This window comes from Curtobacterium pusillum, from assembly GCF_013359865.1.
GTDB lineage: Bacteria > Actinomycetota > Actinomycetes > Actinomycetales > Microbacteriaceae > Curtobacterium > Curtobacterium pusillum.
The window spans coordinates 1-12238 of the sequence record NZ_JABMCE010000062.1; the positions used below are offsets into that span (position 1 = coordinate 1).

Below are 12238 nucleotides of genomic sequence, written 5' to 3' on the forward strand. Positions count from 1 at the left end.
GCAGCGGGCACGGCGGCCCGCACCGTGCCGTCCGCCGCGGGCAGCAGCAGCTCGGCGTCGACCGGTCGCGCCGCTCCGGCACGGCCGGCCGCCGACACCGTGACCCGTCGCTCCGTCAGGAAGCCGTGGCCGTCCCCGATGCCGCTCCACTCGGACCGCGTCACCCGCAGCGTGACGTCGGCCCCCGGCCAGGACCCGAGTGCGACCAGGGCGCCGCCCCGCTGCCGGAGTCGGGCCGACAGTCGGGAGACGTCACCCGGCACCACCCGGCCGAGCGGACGGGTGAGCACGATCTGCGCCACGTCCGCCAGCGCGGCGGTCACGGTGAGCCACTGGTCGCCCGGGTCCGGGACGAGCACGAGCCGTTCGAGGTCGATGCCGGCGGCGGCCGCCGCCTCGACCCCGAAGGACGGGACGCCCACGACGGCGCACCAGGCGCCGGCGGCCGAGGCGGCCTGCAGCATCGTCATCGCGAGGAGCACCGACTCCTGCACCGCGTAGGACCCGCCCACGCGGATCGCACCGCCGGGCAGGAGCGGCGCGAGCGCTTCGGCGGTGGGCAGCCCCTCGGTGTCGACGCGCGTGGACTCCATCTCGGCGACGCGCGAACGCAGCGAGGTGATCCGCTCGAGCGCCGCCCGGGCGTCCCCCAGGTGGTCGACCCGCCGCACCGGCCGGGCAGCACTGGACCGCCCGGGTGACTCCCGTGGGGCCCCGGGCGACCGGAGTGCCGCCGCCGTCTGCATGCCCTCATATTCGAACATGTGTTCGATGATGTCAATCGGGTCCGACATCCTGTGGACAAGGGTTCGAACACGCGTTCGACACGCTCTCCGTCACCAGCGGGCGACGGCCCCCAGCCCGGCGAGCACGGAGCGCGTCTTCGTCTCGACCTCGTCCGCCTCGTCCGCCGCCACCGACGACCACGTCACCGCGCCGCCGGCGCCGAAGGTCCGAGACCGGACCGAGCCGTCCTCGTCGAGGACCGTCACCAGTGTGCGGATCGCCACCGACAGGTCGGCCGCCCCGCTGGCCGAGAAGTACCCGATCGCGCCCGAGTACACCCCGCGAGGCGCGTCCTCGAGCCGATCAGCGATCGCCATGGCACTGATCTTCGGCGCACCGGTCATCGACCCCGGCGGGAACGCGGCACGCACGACGGCGGCCCGCGAGGCCCCAGCGGGCAGCACCGCACCGATCGTCGACACCATCTGGTGCACGCTCGCGTACGTCTCGACGTCGCAGAGCCGATCGACGTGGACCGAGCCCGGCAACGCCGTCCGGAGCAGGTCGTTCCGGAGCAGGTCGACGATCATCACGTTCTCCGCCCGGTCCTTCACGCTCGCGGCGAGTTCCGCACGCACCGCTTCGTCCTCCACAGGGTCCTCGGCGCGCCGTCTCGTCCCCTTGATCGGTTCCGCGGACACCGCACCGGTGGCCTCGATGCGCAGGAACCGCTCCGGCGACCGGCTCGCCACGCGCAGCGGACCGAGCCGCAGGTACGCACCGAACGGGACGGGGTCCACGGCACGCAGACGCAGGTACTCGGTCAGGTGCGGGTCCGTACCGGGGTCGACCCGCGCCTCCCGGACCGCGAAGGCGGTGGTGAGACAGACCTGGAACGCGTTGCCCTCACGGATCTCCGCACGGCACGCGTCGACAGCGCTCTCGTAGGCGGCCCGCGTCACGCGCCCCGTCGCCTCCGAGCCGTCCGGGAGGCGCGGGGGCGCGTCGTCGACGTCGGCCTGCGCGGTCGAGGCGGTCACCGTCTCGAGCCATGCCCGGTTCGCCGCACTGGCCGCCGGTTCCGCGTCCGCCACCAGGGCGAGCGCCCAGGCGTCACCGCCCTCCTCGACGAGAACGGCGCGGTCCGCGAACCGCAGGTCGGCGTCCGCGTGCCCGTCGGCCGTCCGGTCGGCGCCACCCGACTCGCGACCGAGCTCGTACCCGAGGAAACCGACCCAGCCGAGTGCGAAGCCGCACCCCGGGACCGGCTCCGACAGTACCGGCGTGCCGTCGAGCAGGTCGGAGAGGACGTCGAACGCCGGACGGTCATCCACCCGCGACGCACCGAACCACGACCAGGACGCCGGGGGCACGTCGAGGAACGCCCGCCGGGCCTCGTGCCGGAACCGCACCGAGAACGGCCCGTCCGTCCAGGCGAGGACCGACCACCGGGCACGCTCGTGCGCTGCTGCGGGCGCTCCCTCGGGCAGCGAGGAGTCGAGCCAGACGACGTCACCCTCGGCACCGGCGGCCAAGGAGCCGAGATCGGGAGCCGTGCCCAGCCGTCGGAGCTCGATGCGGGCGCCGGCCACAGTCTCCTTCAGACGGCGTCGATCGTCCACGAGGCCACGTGCGAGGCGCCCGGCTCGAGCACGACGAGCCCGGCCTCGGCGCCCGCGTTGAACGCGTCCGGCGCGCACGTCATCGGCTCGACGGCCAGACCGGCGCGGTGGTACTCGGGGATCACGTGGTCGGCGGTGTGCACCTGCGCCCACGGGCACTCCGGTCCGAAGGACGCCCGGACACCGTGGCCATCGGCCGCGGTGAGGACGACCGTGGCGATGCCGTCGGCGTCGCGGTCGAACCCGGTGTACGCGTGGTCGATGAACCGCGGGCCGATGCGCGTCGCCGTGCGCAGGTCGAACTCGTCGTGCACCGGCGCGAGCCCGGTCGGGATGAGGCGGTCCTCCGTGACCTCGAGCACCTGCGCCGCGGGGAGGGTCAGGGTCCAGTCGTCGACCCGACCCTCGCCACCGACGAGGTACGGGTGCGGACCGGTCCCCCACGGCGCCGCGTCGGCACCCGTGTTCGTGCCCGTGATCGTCGTGTGGAACCCGGCCGCGTCGACGCGGTACTCGACGAGCACCTCGACACGGAACGGGTAGCCGACCTGCGCGGGCACCGTCGTACCGAGGACGGCACGGTCGGGCTCGTGCGCGACGATCCGGAAGTCGGTCCACGCGACCAGTCCGTGCAGGGCGTGCTGCCGCCGCGGTTCGGTCAGCGCGAGTTCGTGTTCGACGCCGCCGAAGGAGTACCGACCGTCGACGACCCGGTTCGGCCACGGTGCGAGCACGGCCCCGCGGAAGGCGGGACGGACCTCGTCCGCGTCGAACGGCACCACCAGGTCGCGACCCTCGTACCGGAGCGCCCGCAGCGTGGCCCCGACGGAAGCGATCTCGGCCGTGTACCCGGCGGCGGTGATCGTCAGTGCGGAACCGGACAGCGGCGCGTCGTTGCTCATGCGCTCAGCGTATCGGGATCGCCGTGCCCGGAGCGTCTGCGGAACGCGAGGCTCCGAGCATGCGAAAACCCCCACGGTTCCGGAGAACCGCGGGGGCTTTGGTGGATCTGAGGGGACTCGAACCCCTGACCCCCTGCATGCCATGCAGGTGCGCTACCAGCTGCGCCACAGACCCGAACTGTCTTGCTTCGTGCTTGTCTTGCTCATGCCTCCGCTCCCGGAGGCACCATAGAAGCGTACACCATGCGAACGCCGGGTGACGAAATCGTCGCCGCCACCCGGGCGAGTCGCAGCTAGGCGGTGTGGTCCACCGGGAGCTCGAGCGGGATGGTCGGGCAGTCCGACCAGAGGCGCTCGAGCGAGTAGTACTGGCGGTCTTCTTCGTGGAAGACGTGGACGACGATGTCGCCGAAGTCGATGAGGACCCAGCGGCCCTCGCTCCGGCCTTCGCGACGGAGTGGCTTGGCCCCGGCTTCGAGGAGGCGCTCTTCGATCTCGTCCGCGATGGCGAGCACGTTGCGCTCGTTCCGGCCGGTCGCGAGCAGGAACACGTCGGTGAGCTGCAGCGGCCCGGTCACGTCGAGGGCGACGAGGTCATCGGCCTGCTTGGCGTCGGCCGCGAGCGCGGCGATCTGCACGAGTTCCAGTGCGCGTGAGGAGGCGGTCACGGATTCCTTCCGGTCGTCGACCCGGCAGCATGCCGGATCGCTTGATGGGTCCCGATCATAAGCCACCCCGCCGACACCGACCAGGCCATGGCCGACGTCGTGATGTCCGGGTGTCGGTGTCAGAACGTGTGGGTGGTCACGAGCGCCACGATGATCACCGCTGCGGCAGCCAGGCCGACGGCACCCACCGTCACGCCGAGGATGAGCGGCGTCCGCGATTCCTTCGGCTTGGCGGCGGCGAGCACGACCTGACGGGTCGAGGTGTGGCTCGACACCGCGCGGCTGGCACGGACCGGGCTGGCGTCCGTGTCGGGCTGCTCGTCGTGCTGCTCGAGCAGTCGATCGACCTCGGCACCGTCGATCGGACGGTGGGACCCGGTGGACGACAGCGAGGCGGGCAGGTCGATGGAACCGGTGAGGATGACCTCACCCGTGGCGTTGAGCGCTCCCGTCGGATCGGCGAGGGCCGAGTTCGGCAGGATGATCGCGTTCGTGTTCGTCACGGCGACGCGACGGGTTCCGGTCTCCTCGTCGTGGACCTCGGCGTCGTTGGAGCCGTGCGCCTGCTGCGACCAATGGCCGACCGGCGGCTCGAACGCCGTCGTGACGGGCTTCGGCTCGGACGGACGCTGGAACGAAGCGGGGACGCGGGGCGCGCCGGTGTCGTCGGTGCCGGCCGAGCGCGGCGCCGACGTGGGCGCGGACGAACGCGGAGCCGAGGTCGGCGCAGCGGGCACCTCGTTCGTGTCGTTCTCGTCCAGCGAGAGCGGGAACACCGCCGGCGTGGAGGAGCCGACCGGAGCGCTCGGCGACTGGGCCGGAACGTCCGGGGCATCCGGTGCGACCTCGGCAGCGGGCTCGGGTTCCGTCTCGTCGACGGCGTCGTGAGGGGCCCACGTCGAACGGTGTCGACGCGGCTCCTCACTGTGTGCGGCGGCTTCTTCGAGCGGCTGGATCGCGTCGGGCGACCCGTCGGCTTCGGTGGCCTGGGCGACCGCAGCCTGGTCGAGCGCCACGGTCTCGGCGGGCGGCTCCTGCGCCGAGGGCCCGGGCTCCGACCGGTCGGTGGCGGCGGACTGCGGGTCGGCCTGCAGCGCGTCCACCGATCCGAGCACGTCCTGCACGGTACGGTCGGACGACTGCGGCGTCGGGATCTGCAGCGGCACCGGCTGGACGGCCTGACCTTCGGCCGCCCGCATCTGGCGGATCTGGCGACGCGTCAGGCCACCGGTGCCGGGCACGATCTCGGTCGCGGAGGCCGGGGGCATCGGCGGGACGCCGGTCGGCGCCGACGCGGCGGACGACGGTGCGGCGGACTGCGCGGGTGCGCTCGGGGCCGGCGCGACGTGGCTTCCGGGACGACGGCGGGCTTCCGGCTGCTCAGTCGGGGCCGCGACCGTCGGCGGCGGCGTCACGGGCTGTGCACCGCTCGCGGCGGCACGCTCACGCTCGCGCGCCTGGCGCCGCGACAGGGGCGGCTGCGCGTCGGACGAACTCATGCAACGCTCCGATACAGATGGTGCTTCGAGATGTACTGGACGACACCGTCGGGGACCAAGTACCAAACGGGGAAACCGCGTCTCACCCGGTCGCGGCAATCGGTCGACGATATGGCCAGCGCGGGAACTTCGAGCAAGCTTACGTCGCGTTCGGGCAATCCGGTGATGCTCAGGGCGTGTCCCGGACGAGTCACGGCGACGAAGTGCGCGAGGTCCCAGAGACCATCATGGTCCTTCCAGTCGACAATCTGCTGGACGGCGTCTGCGCCGGAGATGAAGACCAGCTGCGCGTCGGGGCGCTGGGCGTGCAGGTCGCGGAGCGTGTCGACCGTGTAGGTCGGGCCGGGACGGTCGATGTCGACGCGGCTGACGGTGAACATCGGGTTCGACGCGGTCGCCACGACGGTCATCAGGTACCGGTGCTCGGCGTCCGTGACGCCGGACTTCATGTACGGCTGCCCGGTGGGCACGAACACCACCTCGTCGAGGTCGAACGCACGCGCGACCTCGGACGCGGCCACCAGGTGGCCGTTGTGGATCGGGTCGAACGTGCCACCCATCACACCGATGCGTGGCCGCCCCGTGCTCTCGAGCATGGAGTGGCGGGTCAGATCTTGGTGTGACCGAACTCGTCGACACCCGTCTCGTGGTGGCGGGTGGCCTCGAACTTGTGCGAGTGACGGTAGGCCACGTCACGGAAGCTCCAGGTCACGAACCCGAGGAACGCGAAGAAGAGGGCGCCGACGAGCGGGAAGACGTACGCGGGGACCCCGGAGGCGTGCTCAGCGGCTTCAGCGAGGAAGGTCATTGGTCCGATGCTCCGTTCGGTCGGGGGAAGTCGGCGTTCAGTCTAGCCGCGGATCTGGCCCTGCCCGCGCACGATCCACTTGGTGCTCGTGAGTTCGGGCAGCCCCATCGGCCCGCGGGCGTGCAGCTTCTGCGTGGAGATCCCCACCTCGGCCCCGAAGCCGAACTCCCCGCCGTCGGTGAACCGCGTCGAGGCGTTCGCCATCACGACCGCGGAATCGACCTCGGCGATGAAGCGCTCCGCCGTGTCGACGTCGTTCGTGACGATCGACTCGGTGTGGTGCGTGGACCACCGCGCGATGTGCGCCATCGCGGCGTCGACGTCCGGGACGACCCGGATGGACAGGTCGAGGTCCATCGACTCCGTCGCCCAGTCGTCGTCCGTCGCGCGGAGCACGCCGGGGACGATCACCCGCGTGGCGTCGTCACCGCGGAGCGTCACGCCCGCCGCGCGCAGGCGGTCCGCGAGCACCGGCAGCAGTCGCTCGGCGGCGCGCTCGTGCACGAGGAGGGTCTCGAGGGCGTTGCAGACGCTCGGTCGCTGCACCTTGCTGTTGAGGACGATGTCGACCGAGCGCTCGAGCGGCGCCGACTCGTCGAGGAACACGTGCACCACACCTGCGCCGGTCTCGATGACGGGCACCCGCGACTCGGTGACGACGGTCTGGATGAGCGAGGCGCTCCCCCGCGGGATGAGCACGTCGACGAGCCCGCGCGCCCGCATGAGTTCCGTCGCCCCGGCACGCCCGAACTCGTCGATGGTCTGCACGAGTTCGCGCGGCAGCCCGACGGAGGCCACGGCGTCCTGGATGCGGGCGACGAGCACGGCGTTGGTGCGCTGCGCGGCCGATCCCCCGCGCAGGACCACCGCGTTGCCGCTCTTCAGGGCGAGGCTGGCGATGTCGACGGTGACGTTCGGGCGGGCTTCGTAGATCGCGCCGACGACGCCGAACGGCACCCGGACCTGGGTGAGCTGGAGACCGTTCGCCAGTCGCGACCCCCGGACGTGCTGGCCGACGGGATCGGTGAGGCCGACGACGTGCTCGACCGCGCGCGCGAGTGCCTCGATCCGTGCGGCGTCGAGGCGCAGCCGGTCGAGGAGACCGGACGACAGCCCGTCCTCTTCACCCGCGACGAGGTCACCGTGGTTGGCCTGGACGATGTCGTCCGTCGCGGCCCGCACACCCTCGGCGATCGCGAGGAGCGCCGCGTCCTTCACCGCGGTGGTGGCCGTGGCGAGCGCCGACGAGGCGTCGCGCGCGGCGACGAGCTTGTCGGTCAGGGTCGGTGCGGGTGCGGTCAGCGACATGGCTCGATTCTAGGCGTGGGCATCTGTCGCGTGACCGCCGTCACGCTCCGTCGCGACCGCGCACGACACGCCGCAGGCGGGTCGCCGAGGGTGCGCAATGCGCCGCTCGGAGGCGCCGAGAGCGACAGAACGTGTCCTCTCGGCGGACGTGAGCCGCGTGTCGGACCGACCCGCGCCTCCAGACCGACCCGTCAGCCGCGAGGCGCCGCCTCGAACCAGGTGCCGACCCGCTCGCCCGCCAGCGCCCGTTCCACGAGCGCCGTCGCCGTGACGAGCACCGACGTCCCCGCCTCGGCGGCGAGCCGCGCCGCCGCGACCTTCGTGCCGGCACCCCCGGTGCCCACACCAGCCGCACCGATCGACCCGAACGTGACCCCGGCCAGCTCGTCACCGAACGGCACGAACTCGATCGGCGACGCCCCGGGCTGTTCCGGCGGCCGCGTGTACAACGACTCCACGTCGGAGAGCAGCACGAGGGCGTCCGCGCCGAGCAGGCGCGCCACGAGGGCCGCGAGCCGGTCGTTGTCGCCGAAGCGGATCTCGTGCGTGGCCACGGTGTCGTTCTCGTTCACGATCGGCAGCACCCGCAGGGCGAGGAGCCGGTCGAGCGCCCGTTGCGCGTTGACCCGGTGCGTCGGGTTCTGCAGGTCTCCCGCGGTCAGGAGGATCTGCGCCGCGACGACGGCGTGCCGGTCGAGTTCCTTCTGGTACCGGAACATCAGGACGTTCTGCCCCGTGGCCGCCGCCGCCTGCTGCGTGGCGAGGTCGTCCGGGCGCCCCTCGAGTCCGAGGAACGGGAAGCCGGTGGCGATGGCGCCCGAGGAGACCAGCACGACCTCGGTTCCCCGGCCGTGCGCGGCGGCGAGTGCGTCGACCAGCGGGGCGATCTGCCCCGTGTTGTCACCGCTGACCGACGACGAACCGACCTTGACCACGATCCGCCGCGCACGTGGGATGTCCTCGCGCCGGGTGACGGGTCCGAGGTCGGTGCGTGCGGTCGTGTCGGTCATGCTGCGGTCAGTCCCGGTCTTCCTGGTCGGTTCCGGCGGCGTCCCCGCCGCGGCTCGCGGACGCGCTGTCGGACGAGGTGTCCCCGACGAACGTGTCGTCGTCGTCCGCCCACAGTCCGGCGATGCGCTCCTGCTCGAGCTCGGCGCGGGCGGCGGCCTTCGCGTCCATGCGCTCGAAGTACTCCTCGCGACGCTCGTTGCGGGTCGGACGCGAGGTCGCCCCGATGCGCGCGTCGGTACCGCGGGCGCTCGTGATGAGCTCGGCGGTCGAGGTGAGCGTCGGCTCCCAGTCGAACACCGTGCCGCCGTCGCCACCGATGACCACGGTGGACCCGGCGACGGCGCCGGCCTTGAACAGGCCGTCCTCGACGCCGAGCTTCGCCAGGCGGTCGGCGAGGTAGCCGATCGCCTCTTCGTTGGTGAAGTCGGTCTGCTGGACCCAGCGCTCCGGCTTCGCGCCGCGGATGCGGTAGAAGCGGTGCTCCTCGCCGCCCTCGGCACGGATCGTGTACGGCTTGTCGTCGACGGCCTTCGGGCGGAGCACGATGCGCTCGGGCACCGGTTCGGCGGTACGGGAGGCGCGGGCCTGCTCCACGACGTCGGCCAGTGCGAACGTCAGCTCGCGCAGGCCCTTGCGGGACGCGGTGGAGATCGCGAAGACGCGGTAGCCGCGTCCCTCGAGCTCTTCTCGCACGAAAGACGCCAGCTCTTCGGCCTCGGGCACGTCGACCTTGTTGAGGGCGATCATCTGCGGGCGTTCGAGCAGCGGCACCTGGCCCTCGGGGACCGGGTAGCGCTCGAGCTCACCGAGGATCACGTCGAGGTCGCTGATCGGGTCGCGGCCGGGGTCGAGCGTCGCGCAGTCGATGACGTGCAGCAGCGCTTCGCAGCGCTCGACGTGGCGGAGGAACTCGAGCCCGAGACCCTTGCCCTCCGACGCGCCCTCGATGAGCCCGGGGACGTCGGCGACGGTGAAGCGGGTGGAGCCGGACTCGACGACGCCGAGGTTCGGCGTGAGGGTCGTGAACGGGTAGTCGGCGATCTTCGGCTTCGCGGCGGAGATCGCGGCGATGAGCGAGGACTTGCCGGCGCTCGGGAACCCGACGAGTGCGACGTCGGCGATGGTCTTCAGCTCGAGGCTGACGTCGCCGGACCACCCCTCGGTGCCGAGGAGCGCGAACCCGGGGGCCTTGCGCTTCGTGGTCGAGAGCGCGGCGTTGCCGAGACCCCCCTGGCCACCGGGGGCGATCACGACGCGCATGCCCGGCTCGGTCATGTCGGCGATCACCTCGCCGTCCTCGTCGTACACCACGGTGCCGATCGGCAGGGGCAGTTCGAGGGTCTCCCCGCTGATGCCGCTGCGCATGTCACCCATGCCGGGCTGCCCGTTGCGCGAGGAACGGTGCGGCGAGCGGTGGTACCCGAGCAGGGTCGTCACCTGCGGGTCGGCGACGAGGACGATGTCGCCGCCGTCACCGCCGTTGCCGCCGTCCGGGCCGGCGAGGGGCTTGAACTTCTCACGGCGGACCGACACACAGCCGTTGCCGCCGTTCCCCGCGCTGAGGTGCAGGGTCACGCGGTCGACGAACGTCGCCATGGGTCCACTCCTAGGTGTTGCGAAAAGAACGGGAGGGGCGGGCACGTGGCCCGCCCCTCCCGCAGAGTCTGATCGTCGTTGGCGTTACGCGTTGACGATGTTGACGACCTTGCGGCCGCCCTTGGTGCCGAACTCGACCGAACCGGCCGAGAGGGCGAACAGCGTGTCGTCGCCACCACGGCCGACGTTGGCGCCCGGGTGGAAGTGGGTGCCGCGCTGGCGGAGGATGATCTCACCGGCGTTGACGACCTCGCCACCGAAGCGCTTCACGCCGAGGCGCTGTGCGTTCGAGTCACGACCGTTGCGAGTGGAGCTCGCACCCTTCTTGTGTGCCATCTTCTACTCCCGCCTTACGCGATCGAGGTGATCTTGACGCGGGTGAGCTCAGCGCGGAAACCCTGACGCTTCTTGTACCCGGTCTTGTTCTTGAACTTCTGGATGACGACCTTCGGACCGCGGAGGTCCTCGAGCACCTCGGCGGTGACGGTCACGTTGGCGAGCTCGGAAGCCGCCGACGTGATCTTGTCACCGTCCACGAGGAGCACCGGGGCGAGGTCGATGTTGCCCTTGTCGTCGGCCTTGGCACGGTCGATCGTGATGATCGTGCCGACCTCGACCTTCTCCTGACGGCCGCCGGCGCGCACTACTGCGTAAACCACGTGGAAATCCTTACGTAACTCTGCTTGAGGGAAGTCTCGGGTGCCCACTTCTGCACGAGCGGCTCCCGGTGACCCGGGCCCGATCGGCGACGCAGGCAGAACGGCCCGCTGACACCAGGGATCGAGAATACTCGATGCCCCCAGGTCCGGTCAAACGGCGACACGTACGATTGCCGTGTGACCGTGCTGATCGACCCGCCGACGTGGCCCGCACACGACACTCTGTGGTCGCACCTCGTCAGTGACACATCATACGACGAGCTGCACGCGTTCGCCGACCGGGCCGGCGTCCCCCGTCGCGCGTTCGACCACGACCACTACGACGTGCCGCTGGCGCGGTACGAGGAACTCGTCGCCGCCGGAGCCACGGCGGTCACCGGGCGGGAGCTGGTGCTCCGGTTGATCGGCAGCGGGCTCCGCGTGGCGCAGCGGGACAAGCGCGCGTTCTGAGGTCGCCTCTCGCGGCCGTCGCCCGTCGATCGCGGGCCTGGAGGCGCAGCTCACCCCCGACGCTCCTCCTGCGACCGCCTGTGGCACGGCGCACGGCGGCGCTCACGCTCAGCGCGCCGCTCACGGGTCAGCGCGCCGCTCACGGGTCAGCGGGGCGCCGGACCACCCCACGGGTCGGACGGCGGCTGCTGGACCCCGTGCGGCGGCACGGGTGGCTGCGGCGCTCGTGGCTGCGGCGCCGGCTGCACGGTCGCGGGCGGCACGGCGTCGGCGGGACGCACGGTGCCGGGCGTTCCCGGGGAACCCGGCGCTCGGTGCCCGCCACGGGGACGCCCCAGCCAGAGCCACGCCGCGGTCGACGTGGCGAGGAGCATCAGCGTGAACGGCACACCGTTCTGCAGCGGCGTGGTGACGATGTCGATCACGAGACGCGCTCCCCCGTACCGGACGGCGCCGACGGACCCGGTGAAGACCCCGACGAGGGCGAGCGCGATCGTGCCGGCAGCCCCGGCGAGCACGGCCCGGAGCAGCACCGTCGGCAGCGGGCTCCGGCGGGCGATCGGGGTGAGGAACGCGAGCGCGAGGAAGGCCCCCGCGTAGAACGGGAACGGTGCGGCGAAGACCCCGCTGACGAACCCGCCGATGAGGCTGTTGCCGGTCCCGTACGACGAGAACGGGTGCACGACGAGCGAGGCGCCGAGCAGTCCGATCAGGCCGGAGACGAACTCGACGAGGACGATCGACACGACGGCGATGAGCGCCCCGGCCGTGTTCGTGACCGAGGCCCCCGGGGCGAACGCCCGTCGCGGGTCGGCCGGCGCGCGGGGTGGCCGTGGTGGCGCGTACGAGCCGCCGGACTGCGGCGCACCGTACGGTCCTCCGGCCTGCGGCGCCCCGTACGGGGGCGCGGGCGGAGCGGGCTGCGACCAGCCCGCTCCGTAGTACCCGCGGTCCTGCTGCGACCGCTGGGGGTCGCCAGGGTTCGACAT

General features: G+C 72.0%; 14 protein-coding genes and 1 tRNA gene. 1 reads left to right on the forward strand and 14 read right to left on the reverse strand.

From position 1 onward, the window contains the following. The 13 genes from HP507_RS05400 to rplU form a co-directional block, all read right to left on the reverse strand. Nucleotides 1–764: hypothetical protein (locus HP507_RS05400; protein WP_175350827.1), on the reverse strand; the 764-nt coding region annotated here is incomplete at its 3' end. Nucleotides 765–836: 72 nt separating this feature from the next. Then, the gene (locus HP507_RS05405) at nucleotides 837–2318 is read right to left on the reverse strand and encodes an anthranilate synthase component I family protein (protein WP_175350828.1); all 1482 of its coding nucleotides are present in this window, start codon (nucleotides 2316–2318) and stop codon (nucleotides 837–839) included. Nucleotides 2319–2326: 8 nt separating this feature from the next. After that, entirely contained in the window at nucleotides 2327–3250 is a 924-nt protein-coding gene (locus HP507_RS05410) for an aldose 1-epimerase family protein (protein ID WP_175350829.1), read from the reverse strand. Between the two features lie 99 nt (nucleotides 3251–3349). Beyond that, a tRNA-Ala gene (locus tag HP507_RS05415) sits at nucleotides 3350–3425 on the reverse strand. Nucleotides 3426–3543: 118 nt separating this feature from the next. Beyond that, entirely contained in the window at nucleotides 3544–3918 is a 375-nt protein-coding gene (gene rsfS / locus HP507_RS05420; RefSeq protein ID WP_175350830.1) for a ribosome silencing factor, read from the reverse strand. A gap of 119 nt (nucleotides 3919–4037) precedes the next feature. Next, on the reverse strand, nucleotides 4038–5417 hold the full coding sequence (locus HP507_RS05425; protein ID WP_175350831.1) for a hypothetical protein: 1380 nt from the start codon (nucleotides 5415–5417) through the stop codon (nucleotides 4038–4040). After that, nucleotides 5414–6013, reverse strand: a complete 600-nt coding sequence (nadD, locus tag HP507_RS05430; protein ID WP_175350832.1) for a nicotinate-nucleotide adenylyltransferase — start codon at nucleotides 6011–6013, stop codon at nucleotides 5414–5416. The genes HP507_RS05425 and nadD overlap by 4 nt, the downstream gene beginning before the upstream one ends. Nucleotides 6014–6024: 11 nt before the next feature. Next, nucleotides 6025–6225, reverse strand: a complete 201-nt coding sequence (locus HP507_RS05435; protein WP_175350833.1) for a hypothetical protein — start codon at nucleotides 6223–6225, stop codon at nucleotides 6025–6027. A gap of 42 nt (nucleotides 6226–6267) precedes the next feature. Further along, entirely contained in the window at nucleotides 6268–7533 is a 1266-nt protein-coding gene (locus tag HP507_RS05440; RefSeq protein WP_175350834.1) for a glutamate-5-semialdehyde dehydrogenase, read from the reverse strand. Between the two features lie 191 nt (nucleotides 7534–7724). After that, nucleotides 7725–8543: a glutamate 5-kinase gene (proB, locus tag HP507_RS05445; RefSeq protein WP_217508519.1), complete on the reverse strand. Its 819-nt coding sequence runs from the start codon at nucleotides 8541–8543 to the stop codon at nucleotides 7725–7727. A gap of 7 nt (nucleotides 8544–8550) precedes the next feature. Further along, complete coding sequence (obgE, locus tag HP507_RS05450) at nucleotides 8551–10140, reverse strand: GTPase ObgE (protein WP_175350835.1); 1590 nt, start codon at nucleotides 10138–10140, stop codon at nucleotides 8551–8553. A gap of 84 nt (nucleotides 10141–10224) precedes the next feature. Continuing rightward, the gene (gene rpmA, locus HP507_RS05455; protein ID WP_022905368.1) at nucleotides 10225–10476 is read right to left on the reverse strand and encodes a 50S ribosomal protein L27; all 252 of its coding nucleotides are present in this window, start codon (nucleotides 10474–10476) and stop codon (nucleotides 10225–10227) included. A 14-nt stretch (nucleotides 10477–10490) separates the two neighbouring features. Then, nucleotides 10491–10799 (reverse strand): 50S ribosomal protein L21, encoded by a 309-nt coding sequence (gene rplU, locus HP507_RS05460; protein ID WP_022905369.1) that lies wholly within the window; start codon nucleotides 10797–10799, stop codon nucleotides 10491–10493. A 177-nt stretch (nucleotides 10800–10976) separates the two neighbouring features. Between rplU and HP507_RS05465 the strand changes: the two genes are divergently transcribed. Continuing rightward, nucleotides 10977–11249, forward strand: coding sequence for a DUF4031 domain-containing protein (locus tag HP507_RS05465; RefSeq protein ID WP_175350836.1), 273 nt, complete (start codon nucleotides 10977–10979; stop codon nucleotides 11247–11249). Between the two features lie 146 nt (nucleotides 11250–11395). Here the strand turns inward: HP507_RS05465 and HP507_RS05470 are convergent, their stop codons facing one another. Further along, the gene (locus HP507_RS05470; protein ID WP_175350837.1) at nucleotides 11396–12238 is read right to left on the reverse strand and encodes a hypothetical protein; all 843 of its coding nucleotides are present in this window, start codon (nucleotides 12236–12238) and stop codon (nucleotides 11396–11398) included.

Excerpts from the sequence above, each read along its gene's own strand:
- HP507_RS05410 (WP_175350829.1), bottom strand. The coding sequence starts at position 3,250 with ATGAGCAACGACGCGCCGCTGTCCGGTTCCGCACTGACGATCACCGCC.
- HP507_RS05425 (WP_175350831.1), bottom strand. The coding sequence starts at position 5,417 with ATGAGTTCGTCCGACGCGCAGCCGCCCCTGTCGCGGCGCCAGGCGCGC.
- nadD (WP_175350832.1), bottom strand. The coding sequence starts at position 6,013 with ATGCTCGAGAGCACGGGGCGGCCACGCATCGGTGTGATGGGTGGCACG.
- HP507_RS05435 (WP_175350833.1), bottom strand. The coding sequence starts at position 6,225 with ATGACCTTCCTCGCTGAAGCCGCTGAGCACGCCTCCGGGGTCCCCGCG.
- HP507_RS05440 (WP_175350834.1), bottom strand. The coding sequence starts at position 7,533 with ATGTCGCTGACCGCACCCGCACCGACCCTGACCGACAAGCTCGTCGCC.
- proB (WP_217508519.1), bottom strand. The coding sequence starts at position 8,543 with ATGACCGACACGACCGCACGCACCGACCTCGGACCCGTCACCCGGCGC.
- obgE (WP_175350835.1), bottom strand. The coding sequence starts at position 10,140 with ATGGCGACGTTCGTCGACCGCGTGACCCTGCACCTCAGCGCGGGGAAC.
- rpmA (WP_022905368.1), bottom strand. The coding sequence starts at position 10,476 with ATGGCACACAAGAAGGGTGCGAGCTCCACTCGCAACGGTCGTGACTCG.
- HP507_RS05470 (WP_175350837.1), bottom strand. The coding sequence starts at position 12,238 with ATGTCGAACCCTGGCGACCCCCAGCGGTCGCAGCAGGACCGCGGGTAC.